This is a genomic window from Mycolicibacterium agri (genome assembly GCF_002553505.1).
GTDB classification, from domain to species: Bacteria; Actinomycetota; Actinomycetes; order Mycobacteriales; family Mycobacteriaceae; genus Mycobacterium; species Mycobacterium agri.
On the sequence record NZ_PDCP01000053.1, the window covers coordinates 1 to 25,561 of the forward strand.

The window sequence follows — 25,561 nt, forward strand, 5'->3', positions numbered from 1 at the left end:
CACCCCCACCGCCGACGCCCGTCGTCCAACCGCCCGAACCCAAGCCCGACCACAAGAAGCCCGAACACAAGAAGCCCGATCACAAGCCGGGCAAACCCGGCAAGCCCGGCAGGGGCAACGGCCCCAAAGAACGAGGCGGCTGAGCAAAGGCGACTAGGCACTCAAGCCTTGCGCTTCAACACCCAGGCCGGAATCCAGTGGGTGACCGATCGACGCTTCGGGCCGTACGCGATCGCATACGTCACCAGACCCCACCAATGGCCCTGCTCGCAGATGCCCCAGCAGGTGAGTTTGCCCTCGACCACCGAATGCATCTGCAGGCCGGCGGGGTTGTAACCGCCGCGGCTGTGCGGCTCACGCGGGAACAACGTTGCCAAATCGACAAGAACCGTTATCGGCGGCTCGACTGGCCGAAATGCTTGTTGCACGGGCTGGCCGTTGTAGCCGATGGACTGGAACTCGCCCACCATTCGATCATACGTTCGAAGCGGCTAGGCTGGAATCCGATGTTCATTCCGCGTCAATTCGCCCTGACCGACGAGCAGACCGCCGAGGCGCTCGCCGGGGCGGAGTTCGCGCAGCTGGTCAGCAACACCGCGGACGGCTTGCTGGTGACGCCTCTGCCGATGATCTACGACGGCCACTCGCTGCTCGGCCACGTCTCGCGGGCCAACCCGCACTGGCACGCCGACGGTGCCGAATCCGTCGCGATCTTCACGGGCCCGCATACCTACATCTCGCCGAGCTTCTATCCCACGAAGGCAGAGACCGGCAAGGTCGTGCCCACGTGGAACTATGAAGTTCTCAACGTCCACGGGCGACTCGTCATCCACGACGATCCCGACTGGCTGCTCAACCTGGTCACCATGTTGACCAACCGCCACGAAGCTGGCCGCGCCACGCCGTGGCAAGTGTCCGACGCTCCACCCGACTTCACCAACGCGCAACTGCGCGGCATCGTCGGCGTCGAACTCGTCATCGCCAAGGTCGAGGGCAAGGCGAAGATGTCGCAGAACCAACCCGACCGCAACCGCGACGGCGTCATCGCCGGCCTGCGACAGTCGGACGCGGCTCAGGATCGACTCGTCGCCGACCGCGTCGCGGCGTTCCGAGATGGCCTCCCAGGCGGCTACCGTGACGGCCTGCCCGACGGCAACACGAACGCGAACGGTCGCGGGTAACCCAACCCGGTCAGCCGCGACTCCCGCACCGCGGCCACATCGGCAGGACGAACCTCACCCGACGTCGGCTCATAACACCGCAACGGCAACTCCAGCCCGCGCCCCGCGCGGGGCGACCGGTCGACGTCGACGATCAGCACCCAGTGCCGCGGAATGAACCGCCCGACGAGCATCGCGACGGGCCACCCCTCCGACACCGCATCCAACACATCGGTGAGCCGGTCCCGACGACCGCGGAACAGCCGCCAGCGATATCGCACACCCCGCATCTCGGTGCGCGTGGTCACCGCGCGGGCGATACCCATCGGGGTGGTGCCGAGCATCCGCGGCCAGACGCGGTTCACCTCGGCGTGGACTCGCGACTGCTCGTCGTCGAACCAGCTGCTGGGCGAATCGGTCAGTCGCGCACGATAGGCCGGGTCCAGCAGCGCCCCCGCCACCACAGCCACGCTCGGACCGCACGTGGTCGAGTCGCGCTGCCGCAGCCGCATTCGCGCAATCTTCACCCGACGCCTTCTTCCGCCCACCGTGGATTTTCGACGATCACGGGGTACCCGACACCGTAATCGGACGGAAGGCGGCGGGCGGACTCATGGGCTTCGATCTGACTCCTACTGGTGCACAACACGATCTCGCGCGCCGCACGCACGAGTTCTCCGAATCGGTGATCCGCCCGGCGGCCGCCGACTACGACGCCCGCCAGGAGTTCCCCTGGCCGGTCCTCGAGGAAGCCGCCACCCGCGGCTTCTACAGCCCGTTGTTTTACCGCGACCTGATCGGCGACCCCACCGGGCTGTCGCTGCCGATGTTCATGGAGGAATTGTTCTGGGGCTGCGCCGGCATCGGGTTGGCAATCGTGATGCCCGCTCTGGCGTTGTCGGCCATCGGCCAGGCCGCCTCGCCCGAGCAGATGCTGCAGTGGGCGCCCGAGTGCTTCGGCACCCCCGGCGACCTCAAGCTCGCCGCGCTGGCCATCTCCGAACCCGAGGGCGGTAGCGACGTTCGCAACCTGCGCACGCGCGCCAAGCGCGACGGCACCGGGCCCGACGCCGACTGGATCATCGACGGCCACAAGATGTGGATCGGCAACGGCGGCATCGCCAATGTGCACGTGGTCAACGCGGTCGTCGACGAAGAGCTCGGCCACCGCGGGCAGGCCCTCTTCATCGTCCCCGGCGGTACGCCCGGCCTCGAGATGGTCCGCAAGCTCGACAAACTCGGCTGCCGCGCCTCCCACACCGCCGAACTGAAATTCAACGCGGTCCGCGTGCCCGCCGAGAACCTGCTCGGCGGCCAGGAAAAACTCGAATACAAGCTGGCCCGCGCCCGCGAGGCGGTCGAGGGCGGACGCCGCTCCGGCTCCGCCACGCTGGGCACGTTCGAGCAGACCCGGCCAATGGTGGCCGCACAAGCGCTCGGAATCGCAAGAGCCGCATTGGAATACGCCACCGAATACGCCAACCGTCGGGAGGCGTTCGGCGCGCCGATCATCGACAACCAAGGCGTGTCCTTCCCGCTCGCCGACTTGGCCACCGCGATCGACGCCGCCCGGCTGCTGACGTGGCGCGCCTCGTGGATGGCCGCCTCAGGCATACCGATGGAGCGCGGCGAGGGATCGATGTCGAAGCTCGCCGCCAGCGAGGTCGCGGTGCGCACCACCGAACGCGCCATCCAGACGATGGGCGGCTGGGGATACATCAAGGACCATCCGGTGGAGAAGTGGTACCGAGATGCCAAGCTGTACACCATCTTTGAGGGAACCAGCGAAATCCAGCGGATCGTCATCTCCAACGCACTCGGCGCGGCCGACGGCAGACCCCCGCTGCACGTCGACCTCGAACCAACCGGCGGTCCGCTGAACCGGATGTTCGGCCGCGGCACACCGGCGCGCACGCAGGTGTCCAACACCCTGCTCGGCATGCGCGACCGTGTACCCCAGCCGGTCATGCAGCTCGCAATGAAGGTACTCAAGCCACCGAAGAAATAGTGTCGCGAGAAGTAGGGTCGCGGTATGGCCGTCAAGATGATGGAGCTGCTGACCGGCGAGCTTGCGGCGCTGCGGTATCAGCCCACGGCCAAACGTGTCCGCGCCTTCCTTGCCGGCGAACCGGTGGCCGACACCACCGCGGCCCGGCTGGTCTGGGAACCGCGTCGCGTCGTCGCAATCTACGCGGTGCCCATCAATGCCCTCACCGCGCAGCTGTTGCCCGCAGGTGCGGAGTCCGGCGACGACGTCGACACCGGATACCGGCTGCCCGATATCAGCGAGCGCCCGGTGCTCGACCCGTCTGTGCCATTCGCCGTACATACCTGTCCCGGAACGGTTTACGACGTCATCGCCGGCGAGGACACGGCTGGGCGCGCGGCGTTCCGCCCCGACGACAGCGACCTCAACGACTATGTGATCCTCGACTTCGCCGCGTTCGAGTGGCGCGAGGAGGACGAGCCGATCGTCAGCCACCCGCACGACCCGTTCAGCCGCATCGACGTACGGCGCAGCCGCCGCCACGTCCGCATCGAGCACGAGGGCATGCTGTTGGCCGAATCGAAGCGGCCCATGCTGTTGTTCGAGACGCTGTTGCCGGTGCGCTATTACCTGCCCCGCGAAGACGTCGTCGTCCGGCTGGAACCGAGTGACAAAGTCAGCTACTGCGCCTACAAGGGCCGCGCGTCCTACTTCTCGGTGGTCGACGGCCCGCGCGACATCGCCTGGACCTACCATGATCCGCTGCACGACGCCGAGCAGGTGCGCGACTGGATTTGCTTCTTCGACGAGCGACTCGACGTCGCCGTCGACGGCGAATACGTCGCCCGCTCGGTCACGCCATGGAGTTGAGCGCATCTCAAGTCGCCGCATGTTTCGTCTCCGCCGCAGCGGGCATGTTCACCGCGAGTAGAACATGAGGAGGGTCTATGCGTGCGGTCACCTGGCAGGGGCGGAGAAACGTCACGGTCGAGGATGTGCCGGATCCGAGCATCAAGGAAGCCACCGACGCGATCATCAAGGTGACGAGCACCAACATCTGCGGTTCCGATCTGCATCTCTACGAAGTGCTCGGCGCGTTCATGACGCCAGGTGATGTGCTTGGCCACGAAGCCATGGGCATCGTCGAAGCCGTCGGCAGGGAGGCTCGGGATCTGAAGGTCGGCGATCGCGTGGTGATCCCGTTCAACATCTCCTGCGGGCACTGCTTCATGTGCGGGCATGGCCTGCAAAGTCAGTGCGAGACAACGCAGAACCGCGACCAGGGCACCGGCGCAGCGCTGTTCGGCTATTCGAAGCTCTACGGCGAGGTGCCCGGCGGACAGGCCGAATACCTGCGCGTCCCGCAGGCGCAGTACACCCACATCAAGGTGCCTCATGAGGGTCCCGACGAACGCTACGTTTACCTGTCCGACGTGCTGCCCACGGCCTGGCAGGCGGTCGAGTACGCCAATGTGCCAAAGGGCGGAACGCTGGTGATTCTCGGGATGGGCCCGATCGGTTCGATGGCGTGCCGCGTCGCGCGTCACACGAAGGACTGCCGGGTGATCGGCGTGGACATGGTCCCGGACCGGGTGCAGCGCGCACGCGAAATGTGCAGCGACGTCATCGATATGAACCTCGACGACCCGGTTGAGGTCGTGCGGGAGGCCACCGAGGGACGCGGCGCCGACTCGGTGATCGACGCGGTCGGGATGGAGGCCCACGGTTCGCCCATCGCCGAAGCGGCGCAGACCGCTGCGCAGTTCCTGCCGTCGTCGGTGGGCCGGGTAGTGATGAAGAACGCGGGCGTCGACCGGCTGGCCGCGTTCAACACCGCGATCGAAATCGTGCGCCGCGGCGGCACCATCTCGTTGTCCGGTGTCTACGGCGGCGCCGCCGATCCGATCAACATGATGAGGCTGTTCGACAAGCAGATCACGCTGCGGATGGGTCAGGCCAACGTCAAGCGCTGGGTGCCCGACATCATGCCGCTGCTGAACGACGAGGACCCGCTGGGCACCGAGTCGTTCGCCACCCACCGGCTGCCCCTGCACGCCGCGCCCGACGCCTACGAGACCTTCCAGAAGAAGGCCGACGGCATGGTCAAGGTGGTACTCACGCCCTAAGGCCGGTTTGAACTTCGGCGCCCGGGTACCCGATGAGTCATGGACCAATCCGACGCGCCCCTGCTCGACGCGCTCGTGGAGTACCGCAAGGCCAACCGGTACGGGTTCACCCCGCCCGGGCACCGGCAGGGCCGCGGCACCGACGACCGCGTGTTGTCCGTCCTGGGACGCGAACCCTTCCACGACGATCTGCTCGCCAACGGCGGGCTCGACGACCGCCTCAGCAGCAACGGCTACCTCAAGCGGGCCGAAGACCTGATGGCCGAGGCGGTCGACGCGGAGGTGGCGTGGTTCTCCACGTGCGGCAGTTCGTTGTCGGTCAAGGCGGCCATGATGGCCGTGGCGGGCGGCGACGGCGGCCTTCTGGTCAGCCGAGACAGTCACAAATCGATCGTCGCCGGGCTCATCTTCTCCGGCGTCCAGCCGCGCTGGGTAACGCCGCGGTGGGACGCCGACCGGCACATCTCGCACCCGCCGTCGCCCGACGACGTCGACGAAGCGTTCGAGCGCAACCCCGACGCCGCAGGCGCGCTGATCGTCAGTCCCAGCCCGTACGGCACCTGCGCCGACCTCGAGGAGATCGCCGCGGTCTGCCATGACCGCGGCAAGCCGCTGATCGTCGACGAAGCGTGGGGCGCGCATCTGCCGTTCCACGCGGATCTGCCGACATGGGCGATGGACGCGGGTGCCGACGTCTGCGTGGTCAGCGTGCACAAGATGGGCGCAGGGTTCGAGCAAGGCTCGGTGTTTCACCTGCAGGGTGATCTCGTCGACCAGGATCGGCTGTCGGCGTGTGCCGATCTGCTGCAGACGACCAGCCCCAGCGTGCTGATGTATGCCGCGATGGACGGCTGGCGCCGCCAGATGGTGCAGCATGGCCACGAATTGCTCGGCTCCGCAATCGATCTCGCCAACCGTCTGCGCGACGAGATCGAGACGATTCCTGACCTCGAGGTGCTCGACGACGAACTGATCGGGGTGCAGGCCAGCCACGATCTGGACTGCCTGCAGGTGTTGATGGACGTCTCGGCGACCGGCACCTCGGGCTACCAGGCCGCCGACTGGCTGCGTGAGCACAAGCAGGTCGACGTCGGCATGGCCGATCACCGCCGCATCCTGGCCACCATGTCGTTCGCCGACGACCGGTCCACCGCCGAACGGCTGCTCGATGCGCTGCGCGGCTGGCGCGACGCGGTCGATGACTTCGACCCCGCCCCGCAGATCCGGCTGCCCGCGCCGGAGGAGATCGAACTCGAAACGGTGCAACTGCCCCGCGACGCGTTCTTCGGGCCGGTCGAGATGGTGCCCGCCGAGCAGGCGTGCGGACGGATCGCCGCCGAGCAGATCACCCCCTACCCGCCGGGCATCCCCGCGGTCGTTCCCGGAGAGCGGCTCAGCGACGCCGTCATCGACTACCTGCGCACCGGCGTCGCCGCCGGGATGAATCTTCCCGACCCCGCCGACCCGTCACTGGGGCAGATCCGTGTGGTCGCCTGACAACCCGGTACCGGGGGTTCCAAAAGGGGTTTCGGACCCGACCGATTTGGCAACATTACCGACGGGTAAGGAGTTCCCTTCGATACTCAGCAGGTGGGACAAATGACCGGTTCAGCAGAGCTTTCGTTTCTCGCCGCGACCGGCGAGGCCGGTGGCGCCGCGCTCGACCAGGTGATCGGCATGACGGCGGTGGCTGTCGTCATCGGCGCGTTGCTGTGTTGGCTCGGTTACCTGCATCGGGCGCGCAAGATCACCTGGGTGAACAGCGTGGCGGAGTACGCCGGACGCAAATTCAAACGGCCGCCGTGGGTGGCGGTTCCCATCGCCCTGTTCACCGCGACACTGATCTGCGCGCTGTTCGGTTTCATCTGGGACGTCAGCCTGCACATCGGCAAGGGCCGCGACCCGGGGCCGCTGGCCAACCCCGCTCACTACTTCATCCTGGTCGGGCTGTTCCTGTTGTTCGTCGCGGGCTGCGCGGCCATCGTGCTGCCCTACGAGAAGCCGGGCCCGTACGCGATCCGCATCACCGAGGACTGGTACGCCCCCGTCGGCGGTGTGCTGATGGCCGGTTGCGGTCTGTACGCGTTGACAGGTTTCCCACTCGATGATGTGTGGCACCGCATCTTCGGCCAGGACGTCACGCTGTGGGGGCCGACGCACCTGATGATGATCGGCGGCGCCGGATTCTCGACGATCGCTGCGCTGCTCCTCGAATACGAAGGCAAGAAAGCCGTCGGCGAGAACGCGCCGAAGGAAGGCATGGGCCTGCTGTTCATCAAGTACCTGGGCTTCGGCGGGATCGTCATCGGGCTGTCGGTCTTTCAGATCGAGTACGACTTCGGGGTGCCACAGTTCCGCCAGGTGTTCCAGCCGATGCTGATTGCGGCAGCCGGGGCGTTCGCGCTCGTCGCTGCGCGCATGATGATGGGCCGTGGCGCCGCAATCCTGGCCGCGCTGCTGGCGATCGCGCTACGCGGTTTGGTGTCGCTGATGGTCGGCCCGGTCCTCGGCGCGCCGATCAACTGGTTCGCGTTGTACCTCGGCGCCGCCATCGTGGTCGAAATCCTGGCGTTCACACCGGTTTTCAAGCGACCAATCGTGTTCGGCCTGGCCAGCGGTCTATTGGTCAGCACCGTTGGACTGTGGCTGGAATCGTTCTGGGTGGACGCCGTCTACCACTACCCGTGGCCGTCCAGCATATGGCCGGAGGCACTGCTGATGGCCGTGCCGGTCGCCATCCTGACCGGCGCGTGCGGCGCGATGTTCGGCATGGTGCTCACCGATCAACGCTTGCCAGCGCGGCCTATCAGCATCGGCCTCGTTGTGCTGGCCGTGCTTGCCATCGGCGGGGCGACCGCCAACGGGCTGCGCTATGAGGTACCGCAAAACGCCACCGCGACGGTCACGTTGACCGAAGCCGGCACGCCCGACGAACGCATGGTGAATGCCGACGTCCAGATCAACCCGCCCGATCTGATCAGCGACGATCCGAACTGGGTTTCGGTCCTCGGCTGGCAGGGCGGATTGCCGGACCACCGCGGCATCTTCGTCGACCGGCTTCAGCGCCTGGGACCCGGCCATTACCAGTCCACTGAGCCCATGCCCGTCAACGGATCGTGGAAGACCCTGCTGCGGGTGCACGACGGCCGCATTTTGACGGCCGTGCCCATCTACCTGGCGGCTGACCCGGCCATCGGCGCGCAGGAAGTTCCTGCCGAAGCACAGTTCACCCGTCCGTTCGTCGCCGAGATCACGATCCTGCAGCGTGAACGCAGCCCCGAAACGCCGATGGCGCTGTGGACGATCGGCTGCCTGATCGTGCTGGCCTGCACGTTGATCATGATCGGCGGTCTCACCTGGGGCGCGGGCCGGGTCAACCGAAGCCAATCCAGCGGCAGCAAGACCGAACTACAACCAACGGCGCAAGCATGACCGAGCATCCCGACATCGTCTTCCTCGCCGACCACTCAGTGCTGCTGGCCATTCCGGCCTTTCTGCCGGCGTTCATCGTCGCGGGTGTCGTCGTCTACATCGCGATGAAGGACCGGCGCAAGCGAGACAGGCCTCACAGTGAGGCGACAGCACCGACCGACCAAGATAAGTCAGCGTGACTGCAACTCAATCGAATAGCCGACTCCTCGTTCTGCTGGCCGCTGGTGCGCTCGCGCTCGCCGGGTGCGGGGGCGGCGGCGAATCCGAGAGCGCGGAGAGTTCACCCGCGTCTCCGTCCGCGTCGACGGTCAGCCCGCACGACATGCAGAACCAGCAGGAGCCACCCGAGCGTCTGGTCATCGACGTGACCATCAAGGGCGGCGAAGTGAACCCGACCAACGCCGCGCTCGAGGCCAAAACCAACGAGCAGATCGTCGTGAAGGTCAACAGCGACGCCGCCGACGAACTGCATGTGCACTCCACGCCCGAGCACACGTTCAAGGTCGAGCCACAGCCCGCCCAGCAGTTCCAGTTCACCGTCGACGTGCCCGGCAAGGTCGACATCGAACTGCACAACCTGGGCAAGACGATCGCGACGGTGCAAGTGCAGCCATGACCGATCGACCCGTCACAGTGCTGGCCCATGGCCTGGGCGGGTCGACCGATCTCCCGATCCCCTACACCTATGCGCTGATCGGCGCGGCGTGGGCGCTGACGTTCACGTTCGCGGTCGTGGCGTTCGCGTGGCGGCGGCCGCGGTTCGACCCCGACAAGCCGGGCCGTGCCCTGCCGCAGTGGGTGACGACGGTCGTCGACGCGCCGGTCACCCGCTGGGTGGTGGCCGCCGCAGGGCTGGCGTTCGCGGCGTGGGTGGCGATGGCCGCGCTGTTCGGGCCGCGCGACGGCAATCCGCTGCCCGGCGTCTTCTACGTGCTGCTGTGGGTCGGGCTGGTGGCGGTGTCGCTGGCGATCGGACCCGTGTGGCGGGCAGTGTCGCCGGTGCGCACGGTGTATCGGCTGCTGCGGCTGGCGCGGCTGCCGTCGCGCGACCGCTATCCCCGGCGGCTGGGGTATTGGCCTGCCGTGTTCGGATTGTTCGCGTTCGTGTGGCTCGAGCTGGCCAGTCCCGACCCGGGCTCGCTGGGCGCGATCAAGCTGTGGCTGCTGATCTATCTGGTCGTCACGCTGGTGGGCGCAATCGCGTGTGGGCAGCGGTGGTTCGGCCGGGCCGACCCGTTCGAGGTGTACAGCGTCGTCGCGTCACGATTCTCGGTGTTGCGTCGCAATCCGCAGACCGGCCGCATCGAGATCGGCAATCCGTTCGATCACCTGCCGTCGCTGCCGGTCCGGCCGGGGGCCGTGACGCTCCTGGCGGTGCTGCTCGGCTCCACCGCCTACGACAGCTACTCGGCGATGCCCGCGTTCCGCAATTTCGTGGACCGGCATACGGATTCGGTCGCATCGGCGTCGACGCTGCACACCGCCGGGTTGCTGTTCTTCATCGCGGTCGTTGTGGTGACCTTCTGGTGCGCCGCCCGCGCGACCGGCGGCGTGGACAAGGACACCCGGCGAAAGCTGCCCGGCCTGATGGCGCATTCGCTGATACCGATCGTGCTCGGCTACGTGTTCGCGCACTACCTGTCGTACCTGGTGGAGAAGGGCCAGCAGACCATCATCGACCTCGCCGATCCGCTCGGGCGCGGCTGGAATCTGCTCGGACTCGGCGATGCGGAAGTGAGTTACATTCTGTCCCTTCACCCGTCGGTGCTGGCAACGATCAAGGTCGGGTGCGTGGTCGCCGGTCATGTGGGCGGGGTGATCGCCGCTCACGACCGCGCCCTGCGGGTGTTGCCGACGGGCTACCAACTGACCGGCCAGCTGGCGATGATGCTGGTGATGGTCGGCTACACCTTCACCGGCCTCTACCTGCTCTTCGGCGGTTGACGCCGCGTCGTGCGTCGTAGGGTTGAGGTATGCGCGCGCTTGTCATCGTTGATGTGCAAAACGACTTCTGTGAGGGCGGTTCGCTCGCAGTGGCCGGCGGCGCCGAGGTCGCCAGGGCGATCACCGAACTGCTCGCCCACCACGACTACGACCACGTCGTCGCCACCAAGGACCATCACATCGACCCCGGCGACCACTTCTCCGACAATCCGGATTTCAAGCTGTCCTGGCCGCGGCACTGCGTCGTCGGCACCCCGGGAGAGGATTTCCACCCGGCGCTGGACACCTCCGCCGTCGAGGCGGTGTTCCACAAGGGCCACTACTCGGCGGCCTACAGCGGGTTCGAGGGCTACCACGCCGAGGACGGCACGTCGCTGGCCGACTGGCTGCGCAGCCATGACGTCGACGAGGTCGACATCGTCGGCATCGCCACCGACTACTGCGTGAAGGCCACCGCCGCCGACGCGGCAGCCCAGGGGTTCAAGACCCGGGTGCTGCTCGACCTGACCGCCGGTGTTTCTGAGGCGACGACCGCCGAGGCCGTCGAGTCGCTGCGCCAGGCCGGCGTCCAGGTCGCCTGATCATCGCGGGGTGAAGGTGGTCACACCGGTGCCGCCTGCCCGCAGGCAGCAGTTTGGTTGTGATGCCGTCCCAGTGGGCATCCCCGTATCGTTCTTTCAGCTAGACAGTTAACTCATCTATTCATTGTTTGGAGCGTGACCCTTGACCGAAGCTGCCACCCCGCAGTCCGCCCCGCTGGAAATGTGGCCGGGTAAGGCCTATCCACTCGGCGCGACCTACGACGGGTTCGGCACGAACTTCGCGATCTTCAGCGAGGTCGCGGAGCAGGTCGAGTTGTGCCTGTTCGACGGCGACGGCACCGAAACCCGGATGACACTGCCCGAGGTCGACGGGTTCGTCTGGCACGGGTTCATCCCCAACATCCAGCCAGGCCAGCGGTACGGCTACCGCATCCACGGCCCGTACGACCCGGCCAACGGCCATCGCTGCAATCCGAACAAACTGGTGCTCTGCCCGTACTCGAAGGCGATCGACGGAGAGTTCCAGTGGAACCAGTCGCTGTTCGGCTACAACTTCGGCGACCCGGACAGCCGCAACGACGACGACTCGGCGGCCAGCATGCCCAAGTCGGTCGTCATCAACCCCTACTTCGACTGGGGCGTGGACCGTCCGCCCGGCCACGAGTACGCCGACTCGGTCATCTACGAGGCACACGTCAAGGGCCTCACCAAGACCCACCCCGACATCCCGGAGGCCATCCGCGGCACCTACGCCGCCGTCGGCCACCCGGCGATGATCGATCACCTCAAGTCGCTCGGCGTGACCGCCATCGAATTGATGCCCGTGCACCACTTCGTGAACGACTCGACGCTGATCGAGAAGGGGCTGACCAATTACTGGGGCTACAACACCATCGGCTTTTTTGCTCCCGACCCGAAATACAGCAGCAACCCGGCGCCCGGCGGCCAGGTGCAGGAGTTCAAGGCGATGGTGCGTGCCCTGCACGAGGCCGGCATCGAGGTCATCCTCGACGTCGTCTACAACCACACCGCCGAGGGCAACCACCTCGGGCCGACGCTGTCCATGCGCGGCATCGACAACGCCGCCTACTACCGCCTGGTCGACGACGACAAGCGGTACTACATGGACTACACCGGCACGGGCAACAGCCTCAACGTCGGGCATCCGCACTCGCTTCAGCTGATCATGGACTCGCTGCGGTACTGGGTCACCGAGATGCACGTCGACGGTTTCCGCTTCGACCTCGCCTCCACGCTGGCTCGTGAGTTCTACGACGTGGACAAGCTGTCGACGTTTTTCGAACTGGTGCAACAGGATCCGACGGTCAGCCAGGTCAAGCTGATCGCGGAGCCGTGGGACGTCGGGCCCGGCGGCTATCAGGTCGGCGGCTTCCCGCCGCAGTGGACGGAGTGGAACGGCAAATACCGCGACACCGTCCGCGACTACTGGCGCGGCGAGCCTGCCACCCTCGACGAGTTCGCCTCCCGGCTGACCGGTTCTGCCGATCTGTACGAGCACACCGGGCGCAGGCCGGTCGCGTCGATCAACTTCGTCGTCGCCCACGACGGCTTCACGCTGCGTGATCTGGTGTCCTACAACGAGAAACACAACGAGGCCAACGGTGAGGACAACCGGGACGGGGAGAGTCACAACCGCTCGTGGAACTGCGGCGTGGAAGGGCCGACCGATGATCCGGAGATCAACGCGCTGCGCGCCAAACAGCAGCGCAATTTCCTGACCACGCTGCTGCTTTCGCAGGGTGTGCCGATGATCGCACACGGCGACGAGCTTGGCCGCACCCAGCAGGGCAACAACAACGTATACTGCCAGGACAACGAATTGTCTTGGATCAATTGGGATTCCGTCGACACCGACCTGATGGAGTTCACCAGGACGGTGTCTGCGCTACGCGCGGCGCATCCGGTGTTCCGCAGGCGGCGGTTCTTCAGCGGAGACCCGGTGCGGCACCGCGGCGGCGGTGGGCTTTCCGACATCATGTGGTTCGCGCCCGATGGGTCGGAGATGACCGACGAGGACTGGGCGTCCGGTTTCGCCAAGACAATCGGCGTGTATCTGAACGGTCAGGGCATCCCGCATCTCGATGTGCGGGGTCAGCGGATCATCGACGACTCGTTCATGCTGTTCTTCAACGCCCATCACGAGCCGATCGAATTCGCGCTTCCGCCAGAGAATTTCGCGAAGGCGTGGATTCCGGTCATCTACACCGCCGACCAGGTCGCCGAGGAGTCCAAGCCGTACGACGCCGAAGCCAAGGTCAATATCGACGCGCGGTCGATGATGGTGTTGCGCTCAGCGCCGCAGGAGTAGCCGGGCGCTCACTCGACGACGTCGTAGTAGGAGTCGCCGTCCTCGGGCGTGCCGCTGACTTGGCCCTGGTGGCGTCCGCCGGTCACGTCGGGTTCTTCGGCGGCAGCTTTGGGCTCGACCTCGGTCACGTCGGGCTGCTCGGCGGCCAGCTTGTCGTCGAGCGACTCGTCGGCCTCGCCGCGCTCGCTGATTCTGTCCGCTTCGGCCCAGTCGTGCGGCGGGTCGACGACCTCGTCGCCGTCGTCGTTGCGCAGGTCGTCGGGATCGGATGCCTCCATCGGCCGGAGCGTGTCACCGACCCCGCCGCCGTCGTTGGGTGAATAGCCTGGATCCGGGTTTGCAGTCACACTGGATCGGTTGCCCACGCGGTCGATCGCTAAACGCCGCCCGAGGCGTCAAAGATGGCCCATCTCAGCCGAAATCGTGTGCCATACCAGGCAGTATGGTACTGTTTAGCAGCTGTAGCAGCCGTGGTCGCAATCGGCACCGAGGGGTGCCGCCGGCCGGGCGGGCTGGAAGTAGAAGCCGAAGAGCGGCGGTGACTACCGGCGGCCACGGTTGCAACAGCACCTCCCCGGCGACGCGGAAGCGTCACCGTTCGAAATTTTCTCCCCTGTCAACCGACTGGTCACCGTATGCTGCCGTCCATGACACCGCAGCGCGGTGCCGGTCACCGGCGGTCGGTCGAAGACTGGATCCAGGCCGGGTTCGCCATCCTCGCCGAGGGAGGCCCGACAGCACTGCGGGTGGACGCGCTCTGCGAGCGGCTCGGCGTCACCAAGGGCAGCTTCTACTGGCATTTCGCCGACCTGCCCGCCTATCGGGTGGCGCTCGTGCAAGCCTGGGCCAGTTTGCAGGACGCCGACCGCAGGCGCTTCGAGAACATGCACGACGTCGAGCCCCGGCAGCGGTTGCGCTACATGATGGACGCCGTCGTCACCCCGCGCCAGTACGCGCTGGAACGGGCCATGCGGGTCTGGGCCATGGCCGACGAGATGGTGGCGGCGAGCGTCCGCGCGAGCGACCAGCGGGTGTTCGCCGCCGTGCACCAGGCGTTCCTGGACAGCGGTTTCGAGGGTGAGGAGGCCGGTGTGCGGTCGGTGACGTTCTTCGCGGCGGGCCTCGGCCTGCTGCACGGCGTCGACCCGAGCATCGACGCGCCGCTCGAACTGCGCGAGCGCTTCCTGGACTTCATGCTGCGGCCCTAGCGGCGCTGGGCTCCTGGCCCCAGCGCTTAGCGCTTAGCGCGCCTTGCGCGTCGGCGTCAGCCCGGTCTTGCTGTCCAGGTACTGCAGCAGATCGTGGGCGGCCAGTTCGACGTCCTTGTGCCGCCACTCCGCCGCGCGGTAGACGCAGGCGATCAGCCCGCTGCGGTGTAGACGACGAAAGTCGCCGTAGACGAACGCATATCGCGCCTTGGTGTGGTCCTTGGCGCCTTCGGTGAGGCCGAGATGCCACTGGGCGTACTCGTCCCACGAATGGTTCTCGAGGTACTCGTTCTGCGCCGCGGCCCGCGGCTGCACTTCGCCCCAATCGCTGTCCAGGACGTACTGTCCGGCGTCGATCAGTTCGCGCGCCTTCTTCACCGCGGCCTCGTTCACCGCGTACTTGGCCATGCCTCAGGTTTACCCGGTGTGCGCGCTCACCACGACTCAACCGACGATGCGCGCGATCGACCGCATCGGGATCGGCAGCCACGTCGGCCGGTGCCGGGCTTCGTAGGCCGCCTCGTACACCGCCTTGTCCAGTTCGTAGGCCTCCAGCAGGGCGCCGTCGTCGCGCGGGTCGGCGCCTGCCACCGCGGCGTAGCCCTCGCAGAACGACGCGCTGTTGTGGTCCACCCATTCGCGGGCGCGGGCGGTCAGCTGCCGGTGGCGCTCGTCGTCGTCGGCCTGTTCTGTCAGCCGTTGGTAGGCGGCGTACTCGAACGAGCGCAGCACGCCTGCGACGTCGCGGGCCGTCGAATCCGGCCGCCTTCGCTCTTCGAGCGGCTGCCCGGGCTCGCCTTCGAAGTCGATCAACAGCCAGCGCTCGGGGGCGCGCAGCACCTGGCCGAGGTGCAGGTCGCCGTGGATGCGTTGCACGGTGATCGTCTGCTCGGCCAGCTTGCGGAAGCGTTCCTCGATCAGCGGCGCGTACTGCGCCAGATCCGGCACCGCCGCCGTCGCGTCGGCCAACCGCTGCAGGACCGCGTCGGCCGGGAACAGGGTGGTCGAGGTGCCCAGTTCGGCGGCGAGCGTGGCGTGCACCGAGGCGACGGCCTCGCCCAGCCGGTAGGACTCGCCCGCGAAGTCGCCGCCGACTTCGTCGGCGTACAGGTCGCCCTCGGCGAACAGGTCGCGGGTGCTGGCGGTCGCCATGTCCCAGCCCTCGGCGGAGTTGGCTGCGAACTCGGTCACCATGCCCAGCGCCCATGGCTCGCCGCCCCAGGTCGTTTCGAACGAGCCAAGCAACCGCGCGACGTGGGGATTGCCCGCGCGGCCCAGCACCCGGTTCAGCTCGATGTCGGGATTGATGCCCGGCGTGATGCGGCGGAACAGCTTGAGAATCGCCACGTCCTCGAACACCACGCTGGTGTTGCTCTGCTCGGCGCCCGACACCCGCGGCGCCGACTCCAGCGGCAGCGTGACGTCGGGTTCCTTGCTGAACCGGACATCGTCGACGGTGGCCGACGAATCCATAAGCGACAGAAGGTGGGTCGCGGCGTCGGCGTCGTAGAGCGCGTCGTATGCGGTGCGGTCCTCGTCGGCTCCGATCGTCGCGATGTCGGCGTACTCCTCGATCGGCCCGGAGCCCCAGCGCACCAGCACCTGGTATCGATCCGTCGAGCCGTCGGTGTAGGACGCGTCGAGCAGCACCAGATCGAGGTCGTCCAACAGCCCCACCACGTGCACCGGTTCCAGCCCGGACAACTCGCGGGTGCGCCCCGCATACCACCGCTGGTGCGGAAGCCACTGTGTCCATGGCAGATTCGCGGGCCTGCTCATAGGACTTCCTCCGACTTGCGCAGCTGGAACCAATAGAAGCCGTGACCAGGCAGGGTGAGCAGGTACGGAAGCTGGCCGATGGGCGGAAACTCCACGTAGCCGGTCATCTCGACCGGTGTGTAGCCCGCCCAGTGCTGCAGGTTCAATTCGATCGGCTGGGGGAAGCGGGACAGGTTGTTGACGCACAACACGATGTCCTGCCCGCCGTCCTTGTCGAGTTCGCGCACGTAGGCCAGCACCGACGGGTTGGACCCGCCGAGCTCGCGGAAGGTGCCCGTGGCGAACGCCTCGTGGCGGCGGCGCACGGCGAGCATGGTGCGCGTCCAGTTCAGAAGCGACGCCGAGCTGCCGAGTTGGGCTTCGACGTTGACCGACTGATAGCCGTAGACCGGATCCTGATTCGGCGGCAGGTACAGCTGGCCGGGGTTGGCCTTCGAGAAGCCCGCGTTGCGGTCGGGCGTCCACTGCATCGGGGTGCGCACCCCGTCGCGATCGCCCAACCAGATGATGTCACCCATGCCGATCTCGTCGCCGTAGTAGAGCATCGGCGAGCCAGGCAGCGACAACAGCAGCGCGGTGAACAACTCGATCTGGTTGCGGTCGTTCTCCAGCAGCGGCGCCAGCCTGCGGCGGATGCCGACGTTGGCCTTCATCCGCGGATCCTTGGCGTATTCGGCATACATGTAGTCGCGTTCTTCGTCAGTCACCATCTCCAATGTCAGCTCGTCGTGGTTACGCAAGAAGATGCCCCACTGCGCCATCTCCGGGATCGGCGGCGTCTGCGCGAGGATCTCCGAAATCGGGAACCGCGACTCGCGCCGCACCGCCATGAAGATGCGTGGCATCAGCGGGAAGTGAAACGCCATATGGCATTCGTCGCCGCCGGTGTGCGGATCGCCGAAGTACTCCACCACGTCGGCGGGCCACTGGTTGGCCTCGGCCAGCAGCACCCGGCCGGGAAACTCGTCGTCGATGACCTTGCGGCAGTGCTTGAGGAACGCGTGGGTCTCGGGCAGGTTCTCGCAATTGGTGCCCTCGCGTTCGAACAAATACGGGACCGCGTCCAATCGGAAACCGTCGATGCCGAGATCGAGCCAGAAACGCAAAACGTCGAGCATCGCTTTCTGGACATCTGGGTTGTCGTAATTCAGGTCCGGTTGATGCGAGAAGAACCGGTGCCAATAGAACTGCTTACGCACCGGATCGAAGGTCCAGTTCGACTCCTCGGTGTCGACGAAAATGATCCGCGCCTCTTTGTACTTGTCGGCGGTGTCGCTCCAGACGTAGAAGTCGCCGTAGGGTCCGTCGGGATCGCGCCGCGACTCCTGGAACCAGGGGTGCTGGTCGGAGGTGTGGTTCATGACGAGGTCGGTGATGATCCTGATACCGCGCTTGTGGGCGGCGTCGAGCAGTTCGACGAAGTCTTCGACCGTGCCGAACTCGGGCAGCACCTTGTAGAAGTCACGGATGTCGTAGCCGCCGTCGCGCAGCGGTGAGTCGTAGAACGGGGGCAGCCACAAGCAGTCCACCCCAAGCCATTTCAGGTAATCGAGCTTCTCGCTGAGTCCCCGCAAATCGCCGATCCCGTCGGCGTTGTAGTCATAGAACGCCCGTACCAGAACCTCGTAGAAGACCGCGCGTTTGAACCACAGGCGGTCCTCGGGAAGATTGGCGGCGTGCCCGAAGTCGTCGGCGCTGGGGTGCTCCACCACGCCGTCTTCGACGTGGCTGCCCTCCGTGGGGTCATGGTCGACCGAAGCGTCGACTCCGTCTCGCGCATCCATCGAACTTCAAACCTACCCACCCGAAGCCGAATCGAATCCGGCACGCATGCCCGCGGTGTTGAGAGCAAACAACCGGCCGTCCCACGGGGTCTCAGGCGGCGGGAACGAAGTGTTGAAACCCTCGCCGAACCGGGATACCGTTTGCGCGGTCATTGTTCCCGTCGGGTGACATTGGTCTTCCACGATTCTTCGACGAAGTGAGTTTGCGGTGTCTGAACCCAATGATGGCGAAGCTCCAGTAATCGTTGGTTTGTCCGACGCGGCAATGCATATGTATGCCGCCGCGATCGATGCCCTGCCAGATCCCAGCGATCCGGAATTCCCCGACCGGGCGGGCGTCATCCTCGCTGGTCTGCGCAAGCTGCAGGACTCGTTGAGCGATGCCGCGAGCCGGAGCCGGGTCACCCCGTCGGTCGTCGTCGCGCTCAGCGGTGTGCGCAATCGCTACGACGACCTGATGGCCACCGCCGCCAACGGTCCCGGCGCCACCCTGGGCCAGCGCCTCTACATCGCCCGCAACCGGGCCAAGCTCTCCACCAAGGAGGCGGCCAACGGTGTCGGCCTTCGCAAAGACCTCATCGAGGCCGTCGAACGCGAAGAGCCGGTGCTCGAGGACGAGGCGTCGAGAATCAAGGACCTGATCGCGGCGCTCGGCGGCTGACGTCCTTTCGCTGTTTATCGCCGCCGACGTTTGCGCGGCCGGTGTCGGGGTACGGCGCTACCTGAACCCGCTGGGCTAAAAACTGTTGGCACCACGGTTCCCCTACCGCTTGAGGCACCATGGACCGCACACTCGCCAACTCGACACTGTTTCGGGGACTCGACACCGGAACGCTCGCCGAGCTCAGCGCTCGGCTCACACCGGCCGACTTCAAGGCCGGCCAACTGATCTACAAACGCGGTGATCTCGGCGCCGACCTCTACATGCTGCTCGAGGGCAAGGTGAAGCTGGGGCGCTGCGCCGACGACGGCCGCGAGAATCTGCTCACCGTGCTCGCGCCGCCCGACATCTTCGGCGAGCTCGCGCTACTCGACCCCGGCCCGCAGCCGTGGAACGCCAACGCCGTCACCGACGTCCACGCCGTGACGGTCGGCCGCGAGCAACTTTATGCGTGGATGGACGCCTACCCCGAGATGGGTAAGCGGTTGCTGCGGCTGATGGCCCGGCGCCTGCGCCGCACCACCGACACGCTCGCCGACTTGGCGTTCATCGACGCGCCCGCGCGTGTGGCCAAGCAACTCCTCGGGCTGGCACAGCGCTTCGGAATTCCCGAGAACGGTTCGATGCGGGTGACGCACGACCTGACCCAGGAGGAACTGGCCCAACTCGTCGGCGCCACCCGTGAGACCGTGAACAAGGCGCTGTCGGATTTCCGCAACCGCGGCTGGATTCAGGTCGACGGCAAAAGCGTGCTGATCTCCGACTCGGAACGGCTGGCCCGCCGGGCGCATTGACGGCTAGGGCAGGTAGCGCGCGGCCTTGCTGCTGCGCACCATCCGGCCCGCCTCGGCCTGCCGGTAGCCGATGACCGCTCCTGTGAACGTCATCATCACGATCCACGCGACGCCCGGCAGCGCCGCACCGGCCAGCTGCGGAAGCCCCGGCGCGCGCAGATAGTCGGTGTAGCCCTGGCGCGGCGGCGTCCGTCCGGCCATCGGCGTGACCGTGCCCGCGAGCGCCGGCTCCTGACCGCCTGCCGCCCGCGGAGCCGAGCCGGTTGCCACGGGCTCACTGGCCGCTGTCCCGCGCGGAGCGTTCAGCCCCGAACCGGCGCCGGCCGCCTGCGGCTGCGCGGCCGACGCTTGCGGGACCGACGCCCGCGGGGCCGACGCTTGCGGGACCGACGGGAAACGCACAGCGCCGGCATTCGGGCCGGGAGCCGCGATGATCGGCGCCTGCAACACCGCCCCGGCGCCGAAGCCGGTGCCGCGATGGTCGCCGCCGGAGACGCCGGTCACCACACCGCCCAAAGCGTCGAGAACCGGTTCGGGTTCGGTCGGCCCACCGGTGAGCGGAGGTTCGGGTACGGCGGGCCCACCGGTAAGCGGAGGTTCGGGTACGCCGCCACGAAACGCTGGTGCGGGCGCCCCACCCCGCAGCACGGGACTGGGTGCCGGCTTGGGCGCCGGCTCGGGTTCGGGCTCGGATATGGGGTCGATCTTCGGCTCCGGGGTCTCAATCCTCGGCTCGGGCAGGATGGCCTCGATCAACTCCTCTTCGAACGTGGCGGCCACCGGGTCGGCGCTCCACCAGCCGACCTTGCCGCTCGACCGCATCTCGATGAGGTAGTAGGGGTACGGAACCAGCGGGTCGAGCACGTCGGAGTCGGATTTCTTCGCGGGCGGCGGCGCGGCGGCCGTCGTCGTCGCGTGCGTGCTGCCGCCCGAACCGGCGGCCGAACCCGTGGGCGCAACGCCGCTCTGCTCGCCAGGGTCGGGACCCTGGTACGTGTTCGGCTGAGTGTTGTTCGCCGTGTTCTGCTGAGTGTTGTTCGCCGTGTTCTGTTGAGTGTTATTCGACGTGTTGTGCTCGGTGTTGTTCGATGACCCGCCGGTGGATGCTGCGGGCTCGGCCGTCCGGGTGCTCGCAGCTGCGTTGTCCCCACCTTCGGGGGCGCCCGACGTTGCCTGCGTCGACTCGGTGGTCACGAACGGGCTGTCCGGTTTCGAACCGACCTTGACCGACGGCGACTTGTTCAACCGATTCCGCACACGGTCGCGATGTTCGCGGATCATCCGCTGGATCACATGGCCCAGCGACGGGCGCTCCGCACCGTCTCCTTTGCTAGTTTCGCCGCTGGTCGACGCGCTTCCCGCGTCGCCGGGGTCGGCGACGGCCGGTACAGCCACGGTGTTGCCGCCAAGAATGAGAGCGCAGAACAGTACGGCGGCACAGGCTGCAAAGCGCAGTGCTGACGCCCCCATGAAAACCCTCGATCCCCGACGAAATCTTGCTGACTGAGCGGTGTTGTCAGAGGATTCTCGCATATTTTGCGCCATTGGACGGTGGATTCCTTTGTTGCTGGGTCGTTGCTGGGTCGCGACGCCGACGCCGCAGGACGGCGCTGGAGTATGGTGCCGACGTGGCATCCCGTGACCATGGCGAACCGGTCGATGCCCGCTCGGTTCCGCCGCAGGTGGCCGAGGTTGCCGAACCCGTTCGTCGACCGTCTGCCGCCGAGGAAGCGCGCACGATCGTGGCGTCGACCAACACCGCGACGCTGGCGACGTTGACCGCGGCCGGCGATCCGTGGGCGTCGTTCGTCACCTACGGCTTGCTCGACGGCGCGCCGGTGCTGTGCGTGTCGAACCTCGCCGAGCACGGCCGCAACCTCGCGGCCGATCCGCGGGCCAGCCTCGCGATCGTCGCGTCCAGCGAAGACCCCGACCCGCAGGCGTGGGCGCGGGTCACGCTGGCGGGGGTGGCCGAGCAGCCGGCGGGCGACGAGGCCTCGGCCGCGCGGGAAGCACACCTGGCCGCGGTTCCTGCGGCCGAGCACTACATCGACTTCAGCGATTTCACCCTGTGGCTGCTGCGGGTGCACCGGGTGCGCTGGTATGGCGGCTACGGCCGCATGGATCACGCGACGGGCGAGGCCTACGCGGCCGCCCGGCCCGACCCCGTGCGACCGCGTGCCGCCGCGGCCATCGCCCATCTCAACAAAGACCACGCCGACTCGTTGTGTGCGATGGCCAGGACGCTCGGCGGTCATCCCGACGCCACCGCGGCGACATGCACGGGCGTGGACAGATACGGGCTCGACCTGTCGGTCACCACTGCGCGGGGAAACGCCCACACCAGGGTCGGTTTTGCCACCCCGATCGACAGCGCAGACGATTTACGCTCGGCCACAGTGGAATTGGCTCAACGCGCTAGGATCAGCCGGTGACCGAGCGCTCCGAACTCTGGCAGGCCGCATTCGATCTGATCCGCACGCGCGGCCACGAACGCCGCGAGCAACCGTTCAAGCTCGCCAGCGGCCAACTCAGCCATGACTACATCGACGGCAAGTACGCCGTCGACACCGGCGAGCGGTTGACGATAGTCAGCCGTGCGGTCGCCGAACTGGCAGCCGAACACGGCATCGAGTTCGACGCGGTCGGCGGGCTGACCATGGGCGCCGACCCGCTGGCGCACGGTATCGCGATGGTCACCGGCGCGGCGTGGTTCTCGGTGCGCAAGGAGCAGAAGCAGCGCGGCCGCGAGCAGTGGGTCGAGGGCACCCGGCTGCAGCCCGGCATGCGGGTGCTGCTGGTCGACGACGTCATCAGCACCGGCGGATCGACGGCGCTGGCGTTCGACCGGATCGCCCCGCTCGGGGTGGTCGTCACCGGGGTGATCCCGATGGTCGACCGCGGCGACGTCGCCGCCAAGCTGTTCGCCGAGCGCAACGTGCGGTTCGTCCCGCTGGTCACCTACCGCGACCTCGGCATCGACCCCATCAAACCCGTCTGACCCTCTAACGCCCAAACCGACATATGGGCGGGAAAGTGCGAGAAGGAAGCGCCATTTCGTCGGTTTCGGCGCGGGCGGCCGCGGCTAGCCGGCCGCCTCGATCACCAGCACGCCCGTCGGCTCCGTGCCGACCGTCACCCGATCCCCCGGCGTGAACGCGCGCGCCGCCGAACTGGCCATCTGCGCGCCGACGACGGTGCCGTCGGCTAGCGTGCAGTACACCCGCGAGATCGGCCCGAGGAACGCCACCGACGTCACCGTCGCATCACCGTGCGGGTCGGCGGTGACGGTGACCGACTCCGGGCGCACCATCGCAAGGCCCGCACCCGAGCTGATCGATCCGGGCAGCGCGGGCACGGACGTGCCGAGCAGTTGCACCTGTCCACCCGAAACCGACGCCGGCACTTTGTTGTTCAGGCCGACGAACTCCGCGACGAACGGTGTCGCAGGGTTGGCGTAAAGCTCCGCGGGGGCAGCCAGTTGCTCGAGCTTGCCGTGGCTCATCACCCCGACACGGTCGGCGACCGCGAGCGCCTCCTCCTGGTCGTGAGTGACGAAAAGCGTTGTCGTGCCTACCTCCAACTGCACGCGACGGATCTCGTCGCGCAGCTGCACCCGCACCTTCGCGTCGAGCGCGGACAGCGGCTCGTCCAGCAGCAGCACGCGAGGCTGGATCGCCAACGCCCGCGCCAGCGCGACGCGCTGCTGCTGGCCACCGGACAGCTCGCTGGCGTACTTGTGCCGATGCTCCGACAGCCCCACCAGTTTAAGCATCTCGTTGGCGCGAGAAAGCCGTTGCGCCTTGTCCTTTCCACGCATCTTGAGCCCGAACGCGACATTTTCGAGCACGGTCAGATGCGGGAATAGGCTGTAGGCCTGGAAGACCATGCCCATGTCGCGCTTGTTCGCGGGCACCCGCGTCACGTCCTTGCCGTCGACCAACACGGTGCCCGACGTCGGCTCGTCCAGACCGGCCAGGATGCGCAGCGCCGTGGTCTTGCCGCAACCCGACGGGCCCAACAGCGCAACGAGTTCGCCCGGCGCGATGTGCAACGTCAAACCGTCGAGGGCCTTGACCGACCCGTACACCCGGGTCAGCTCGTTGAGTTCGACGGAAACCCCGTTGGTCATGCAGGAACTCCAGGTTTGGTGGCGGAGGTGGGGGCGGCGACGGCCGGATCGACTGCGCGCCTGCGGCCACGGGTGATCAGGGCGAGCACCAGCAGCAGGATGAAGCCGAACACGAGCGTCGCCAGCGACGCAGCCACCGACGTGGGGCCGTCGGTCTTGCCGATCAGGACGATCTGCACCTGCAAGGTCTGATAGCCCGACAACGACGCAATCGTGAACTCCCCCAACACGACTGCGATCGAGATGAAGGCCGCCGACAGGATGCCCGACCAGATGTTGGGCACCACCACCCGCGCGATCGTGGTGAACCAGCCCGCACCGAGCGACCGCGCCGCCTCCGAGAGGGTTTTCAAGTCGATCGCCGACAACGCGGCGTCCAGCGCGCGGTAGGCGAACGGCAGCACCAGCACCACGTAGACGAACGTCAACGTCAGCGCCGACTCGCCGAGGAAGTACGTCACCCACAGATAGACGTTGCGCAGTCCGACGACGATCACCAGCGCCGGAATCGTCAGCGGCAGCAGGCAGAGGAACTCGACGGCGCCCTTGGCCCACGGCGCGCGCAACCTGACCCAGATCATGGTCGGCACCAGAATCACCAGCATCAGCACCACGGTGAACACGGCCAGCAGCAACGAGATGACAATGGCCTGATACAGCGCCTGGTCCTGCACGAGGTTCTTCCACGCCTGCAGCGTGCGACCGCCCGCGAGCAGGTTGCGAGTGGAGAAATCGGCCATCGCGTACAGCGGGAACAGGAAGAACAACCCGAAGACGACGAACAGCAGCCCGCGAAACACCTTGCCGCCGAGGCTGACCCGTCTCATTTCAGCCACCTCGCGGTGCGCCGGACCAGCGCATTGTAGGCGACCATGACCACCGCGACGACGACGATCATCTCCAACGCCAGCGCATACGCGAACCCGGATTGGCCCAGCACCACCTCGCTGGTCAACGCCGCCCGGATCAGCAGTGGCACGATCGGGCTGCCCTGGCTGACCAGCGCCGCGGCGGTGGCGTAAGCGGCAAATGCGTTGGCGAACAACAGCAGAACCGATCCGAGGAACGCCGGTGTCAGCAGTGGGATCGCGACCTCCCGCCAGTATTGGAAGGTCGACGCGCCGAGGCTGACGGCGGCCTCACGCCACTGCTCGCGCAGCCCCTCCAGCGCGGGCACGAACACGATCACCATCAACGGGATCTGGAAGTAGGTGTAGACCAGGATCAACCCGGCCAGGCTGTACAGCCAGCCCGAGCCTGCGAGGTTCCAGCCGAAGTGCTCCTGCACCCACACCGTCAGCACGCCGTTCAACCCAACGGTGGCCAGAAACGCGAATGCCAGTGCGACACCGCCGAATTGGGCCAGCACGCTGCACAGCGAAATGACCGCCCTGCGCACCACCGAGCTGGGCGGGCTGCTGATGATCAGCCACGCCAGCACGGCGCCGAACACCGCGCCGATGATCGCCGTGCTGCCCGAGAGCAGCACGCTCTTCCACAGCGCCGTCAACGCCGTTTCCGAGAACAGCGCCGCAATCCGCTCGAGCGAGAACGCCCCGTCGACGAACACCGCGCTGACGATCACCGTCGCGGTCGGAATCAGCAGGAAGATCGTGACGAGCGCGAGAAACGGCAGGAGTGGCAGCGCGTCGCGAATTCGTCTGGCCAACAATCCCTTCTACT

At 66.9% G+C, this 25,561-nt stretch carries 26 protein-coding genes; 16 read left to right on the top strand and 10 right to left on the bottom strand.

Annotation, left to right across the window (positions count from 1 at the left end):
- Positions 1-161: 161 nt before the first annotated feature.
- Complete coding sequence (locus tag CQY20_RS23420) at positions 162-467, bottom strand: hypothetical protein (protein ID WP_097942508.1); 306 nt, start codon at positions 465-467, stop codon at positions 162-164.
- Positions 468-506: 39 nt separating this feature from the next.
- Between CQY20_RS23420 and CQY20_RS23425 the strand changes: the two genes are divergently transcribed.
- Complete coding sequence (locus CQY20_RS23425) at positions 507-1,181, top strand: FMN-binding negative transcriptional regulator (RefSeq protein ID WP_097942471.1); 675 nt, start codon at positions 507-509, stop codon at positions 1,179-1,181.
- Here CQY20_RS23425 and CQY20_RS23430 read toward each other — a convergent pair.
- Positions 1,130-1,687 (bottom strand): hypothetical protein, encoded by a 558-nt coding sequence (locus CQY20_RS23430; protein WP_097942472.1) that lies wholly within the window; start codon positions 1,685-1,687, stop codon positions 1,130-1,132. The genes CQY20_RS23425 and CQY20_RS23430 overlap by 52 nt on opposite strands.
- 86 nt (positions 1,688-1,773) lie before the next feature.
- On the opposite strand from CQY20_RS23430, the gene CQY20_RS23435 reads away from it, so the two are divergent.
- The 10 genes from CQY20_RS23435 to glgX all read left to right on the top strand — a co-directional run bounded on the left by CQY20_RS23435 (position 1,774) and on the right by glgX (position 13,520).
- Positions 1,774-3,168: an acyl-CoA dehydrogenase family protein gene (locus tag CQY20_RS23435; RefSeq protein ID WP_097942473.1), complete on the top strand. Its 1,395-nt coding sequence runs from the start codon at positions 1,774-1,776 to the stop codon at positions 3,166-3,168.
- A gap of 24 nt (positions 3,169-3,192) precedes the next feature.
- Positions 3,193-4,017: a DUF427 domain-containing protein gene (locus CQY20_RS23440; RefSeq protein WP_097942474.1), complete on the top strand. Its 825-nt coding sequence runs from the start codon at positions 3,193-3,195 to the stop codon at positions 4,015-4,017.
- A gap of 77 nt (positions 4,018-4,094) precedes the next feature.
- On the top strand, positions 4,095-5,273 hold the full coding sequence (locus CQY20_RS23445) for an alcohol dehydrogenase catalytic domain-containing protein (RefSeq protein WP_097942475.1): 1,179 nt from the start codon (positions 4,095-4,097) through the stop codon (positions 5,271-5,273).
- 39 nt (positions 5,274-5,312) lie between these two features.
- On the top strand, positions 5,313-6,770 hold the full coding sequence (locus tag CQY20_RS23450) for an aminotransferase class I/II-fold pyridoxal phosphate-dependent enzyme (protein ID WP_097942476.1): 1,458 nt from the start codon (positions 5,313-5,315) through the stop codon (positions 6,768-6,770).
- A gap of 102 nt (positions 6,771-6,872) precedes the next feature.
- Positions 6,873-8,705 carry a hypothetical protein gene (locus CQY20_RS23455; protein ID WP_097942477.1) on the top strand — a complete coding sequence of 611 codons (1,833 nt, stop codon included), beginning with the start codon at positions 6,873-6,875 and terminating at the stop codon, positions 8,703-8,705.
- Complete coding sequence (locus CQY20_RS23460) at positions 8,702-8,884, top strand: hypothetical protein (protein ID WP_097942478.1); 183 nt, start codon at positions 8,702-8,704, stop codon at positions 8,882-8,884. The genes CQY20_RS23455 and CQY20_RS23460 overlap by 4 nt, the downstream gene beginning before the upstream one ends.
- The gene (locus CQY20_RS23465) at positions 8,881-9,321 is read left to right on the top strand and encodes a hypothetical protein (RefSeq protein ID WP_097942479.1); all 441 of its coding nucleotides are present in this window, start codon (positions 8,881-8,883) and stop codon (positions 9,319-9,321) included. Before CQY20_RS23460 ends, CQY20_RS23465 begins: the two co-directional genes overlap by 4 nt.
- Positions 9,318-10,649: a hypothetical protein gene (locus tag CQY20_RS23470; protein ID WP_097942480.1), complete on the top strand. Its 1,332-nt coding sequence runs from the start codon at positions 9,318-9,320 to the stop codon at positions 10,647-10,649. Before CQY20_RS23465 ends, CQY20_RS23470 begins: the two co-directional genes overlap by 4 nt.
- 29 nt (positions 10,650-10,678) lie before the next feature.
- Entirely contained in the window at positions 10,679-11,230 is a 552-nt protein-coding gene (locus tag CQY20_RS23475; RefSeq protein ID WP_097942481.1) for an isochorismatase family protein, read from the top strand.
- Positions 11,231-11,411: 181 nt separating this feature from the next.
- The gene (gene glgX / locus CQY20_RS23480; RefSeq protein ID WP_097942482.1) at positions 11,412-13,520 is read left to right on the top strand and encodes a glycogen debranching protein GlgX; all 2,109 of its coding nucleotides are present in this window, start codon (positions 11,412-11,414) and stop codon (positions 13,518-13,520) included.
- 8 nt (positions 13,521-13,528) lie between these two features.
- On the opposite strand, the gene CQY20_RS23485 is transcribed toward glgX, so the two are convergent.
- On the bottom strand, positions 13,529-13,798 hold the full coding sequence (locus CQY20_RS23485; RefSeq protein WP_234816381.1) for a hypothetical protein: 270 nt from the start codon (positions 13,796-13,798) through the stop codon (positions 13,529-13,531).
- A gap of 369 nt (positions 13,799-14,167) precedes the next feature.
- Here CQY20_RS23485 and CQY20_RS23490 point away from each other — a divergent pair, with 369 nt between their 5' ends.
- Positions 14,168-14,728: a TetR/AcrR family transcriptional regulator gene (locus CQY20_RS23490; protein WP_234816382.1), complete on the top strand. Its 561-nt coding sequence runs from the start codon at positions 14,168-14,170 to the stop codon at positions 14,726-14,728.
- A 33-nt stretch (positions 14,729-14,761) separates the two neighbouring features.
- Here CQY20_RS23490 and CQY20_RS23495 read toward each other — a convergent pair whose 3' ends face one another.
- The 3 genes from CQY20_RS23495 to treS are packed head-to-tail and all read right to left on the bottom strand — an operon-like array spanning position 14,762 to position 18,291.
- Positions 14,762-15,136 (bottom strand): hypothetical protein, encoded by a 375-nt coding sequence (locus tag CQY20_RS23495; RefSeq protein ID WP_097942485.1) that lies wholly within the window; start codon positions 15,134-15,136, stop codon positions 14,762-14,764.
- A gap of 36 nt (positions 15,137-15,172) precedes the next feature.
- Positions 15,173-16,507, bottom strand: a complete 1,335-nt coding sequence (locus CQY20_RS23500; protein WP_097942486.1) for a maltokinase N-terminal cap-like domain-containing protein — start codon at positions 16,505-16,507, stop codon at positions 15,173-15,175.
- Positions 16,504-18,291, bottom strand: coding sequence for a maltose alpha-D-glucosyltransferase (gene treS / locus CQY20_RS23505; RefSeq protein ID WP_097942487.1), 1,788 nt, complete (start codon positions 18,289-18,291; stop codon positions 16,504-16,506). Before treS ends, CQY20_RS23500 begins: the two co-directional genes overlap by 4 nt.
- 271 nt (positions 18,292-18,562) lie before the next feature.
- Here treS and CQY20_RS23510 point away from each other — a divergent pair, with 271 nt between their 5' ends.
- Both CQY20_RS23510 and CQY20_RS23515 read left to right on the top strand, forming a co-directional pair.
- Positions 18,563-18,952 carry a hypothetical protein gene (locus tag CQY20_RS23510; protein ID WP_097942488.1) on the top strand — a complete coding sequence of 130 codons (390 nt, stop codon included), beginning with the start codon at positions 18,563-18,565 and terminating at the stop codon, positions 18,950-18,952.
- Between the two features lie 119 nt (positions 18,953-19,071).
- Positions 19,072-19,746: a Crp/Fnr family transcriptional regulator gene (locus tag CQY20_RS23515; protein WP_097942489.1), complete on the top strand. Its 675-nt coding sequence runs from the start codon at positions 19,072-19,074 to the stop codon at positions 19,744-19,746.
- A gap of 3 nt (positions 19,747-19,749) precedes the next feature.
- Here CQY20_RS23515 and CQY20_RS23520 read toward each other — a convergent pair whose 3' ends face one another.
- Positions 19,750-21,141 carry a hypothetical protein gene (locus tag CQY20_RS23520; protein WP_133119122.1) on the bottom strand — a complete coding sequence of 464 codons (1,392 nt, stop codon included), beginning with the start codon at positions 21,139-21,141 and terminating at the stop codon, positions 19,750-19,752.
- Positions 21,142-21,374: 233 nt separating this feature from the next.
- On the opposite strand from CQY20_RS23520, the gene CQY20_RS23525 reads away from it, so the two are divergent.
- Both CQY20_RS23525 and CQY20_RS23530 read left to right on the top strand, forming a co-directional pair.
- On the top strand, positions 21,375-22,181 hold the full coding sequence (locus tag CQY20_RS23525) for a HugZ family pyridoxamine 5'-phosphate oxidase (RefSeq protein ID WP_097942491.1): 807 nt from the start codon (positions 21,375-21,377) through the stop codon (positions 22,179-22,181).
- Positions 22,178-22,747 (top strand): orotate phosphoribosyltransferase, encoded by a 570-nt coding sequence (locus CQY20_RS23530; RefSeq protein WP_097942492.1) that lies wholly within the window; start codon positions 22,178-22,180, stop codon positions 22,745-22,747. Before CQY20_RS23525 ends, CQY20_RS23530 begins: the two co-directional genes overlap by 4 nt.
- Positions 22,748-22,831: 84 nt before the next feature.
- Here CQY20_RS23530 and CQY20_RS23535 read toward each other — a convergent pair whose 3' ends face one another.
- Genes CQY20_RS23535 through CQY20_RS23545 form a run of 3 tightly spaced genes read right to left on the bottom strand, consistent with a single transcriptional unit; the run spans position 22,832 to position 25,547 of the window.
- Positions 22,832-23,878, bottom strand: coding sequence for an ABC transporter ATP-binding protein (locus CQY20_RS23535; protein ID WP_097942493.1), 1,047 nt, complete (start codon positions 23,876-23,878; stop codon positions 22,832-22,834).
- The gene (locus CQY20_RS23540; RefSeq protein ID WP_097942494.1) at positions 23,875-24,705 is read right to left on the bottom strand and encodes an ABC transporter permease; all 831 of its coding nucleotides are present in this window, start codon (positions 24,703-24,705) and stop codon (positions 23,875-23,877) included. Before CQY20_RS23540 ends, CQY20_RS23535 begins: the two co-directional genes overlap by 4 nt.
- Positions 24,702-25,547 carry an ABC transporter permease gene (locus CQY20_RS23545; protein WP_097942509.1) on the bottom strand — a complete coding sequence of 282 codons (846 nt, stop codon included), beginning with the start codon at positions 25,545-25,547 and terminating at the stop codon, positions 24,702-24,704. Before CQY20_RS23545 ends, CQY20_RS23540 begins: the two co-directional genes overlap by 4 nt.
- Positions 25,548-25,561 lie beyond the last annotated feature (14 nt).

Excerpts from the sequence above, each read along its gene's own strand:
- CQY20_RS23425 (WP_097942471.1), top strand. The coding sequence starts at position 507 with ATGTTCATTCCGCGTCAATTCGCCCTGACCGACGAGCAGACCGCCGAG.
- CQY20_RS23435 (WP_097942473.1), top strand. The coding sequence starts at position 1,774 with ATGGGCTTCGATCTGACTCCTACTGGTGCACAACACGATCTCGCGCGC.
- CQY20_RS23440 (WP_097942474.1), top strand. The coding sequence starts at position 3,193 with ATGGCCGTCAAGATGATGGAGCTGCTGACCGGCGAGCTTGCGGCGCTG.
- CQY20_RS23445 (WP_097942475.1), top strand. The coding sequence starts at position 4,095 with ATGCGTGCGGTCACCTGGCAGGGGCGGAGAAACGTCACGGTCGAGGAT.
- CQY20_RS23450 (WP_097942476.1), top strand. The coding sequence starts at position 5,313 with ATGGACCAATCCGACGCGCCCCTGCTCGACGCGCTCGTGGAGTACCGC.
- CQY20_RS23455 (WP_097942477.1), top strand. The coding sequence starts at position 6,873 with ATGACCGGTTCAGCAGAGCTTTCGTTTCTCGCCGCGACCGGCGAGGCC.
- CQY20_RS23460 (WP_097942478.1), top strand. The coding sequence starts at position 8,702 with ATGACCGAGCATCCCGACATCGTCTTCCTCGCCGACCACTCAGTGCTG.
- CQY20_RS23470 (WP_097942480.1), top strand. The coding sequence starts at position 9,318 with ATGACCGATCGACCCGTCACAGTGCTGGCCCATGGCCTGGGCGGGTCG.
- CQY20_RS23475 (WP_097942481.1), top strand. The coding sequence starts at position 10,679 with ATGCGCGCGCTTGTCATCGTTGATGTGCAAAACGACTTCTGTGAGGGC.
- glgX (WP_097942482.1), top strand. The coding sequence starts at position 11,412 with ATGTGGCCGGGTAAGGCCTATCCACTCGGCGCGACCTACGACGGGTTC.
- CQY20_RS23485 (WP_234816381.1), bottom strand. The coding sequence starts at position 13,798 with ATGGAGGCATCCGATCCCGACGACCTGCGCAACGACGACGGCGACGAG.
- CQY20_RS23490 (WP_234816382.1), top strand. The coding sequence starts at position 14,168 with ATGACACCGCAGCGCGGTGCCGGTCACCGGCGGTCGGTCGAAGACTGG.
- CQY20_RS23495 (WP_097942485.1), bottom strand. The coding sequence starts at position 15,136 with ATGGCCAAGTACGCGGTGAACGAGGCCGCGGTGAAGAAGGCGCGCGAA.
- CQY20_RS23500 (WP_097942486.1), bottom strand. The coding sequence starts at position 16,507 with ATGAGCAGGCCCGCGAATCTGCCATGGACACAGTGGCTTCCGCACCAG.
- treS (WP_097942487.1), bottom strand. The coding sequence starts at position 18,291 with ATGGATGCGCGAGACGGAGTCGACGCTTCGGTCGACCATGACCCCACG.
- CQY20_RS23510 (WP_097942488.1), top strand. The coding sequence starts at position 18,563 with ATGTATGCCGCCGCGATCGATGCCCTGCCAGATCCCAGCGATCCGGAA.
- CQY20_RS23515 (WP_097942489.1), top strand. The coding sequence starts at position 19,072 with ATGGACCGCACACTCGCCAACTCGACACTGTTTCGGGGACTCGACACC.
- CQY20_RS23535 (WP_097942493.1), bottom strand. The coding sequence starts at position 23,878 with ATGACCAACGGGGTTTCCGTCGAACTCAACGAGCTGACCCGGGTGTAC.
- CQY20_RS23540 (WP_097942494.1), bottom strand. The coding sequence starts at position 24,705 with ATGAGACGGGTCAGCCTCGGCGGCAAGGTGTTTCGCGGGCTGCTGTTC.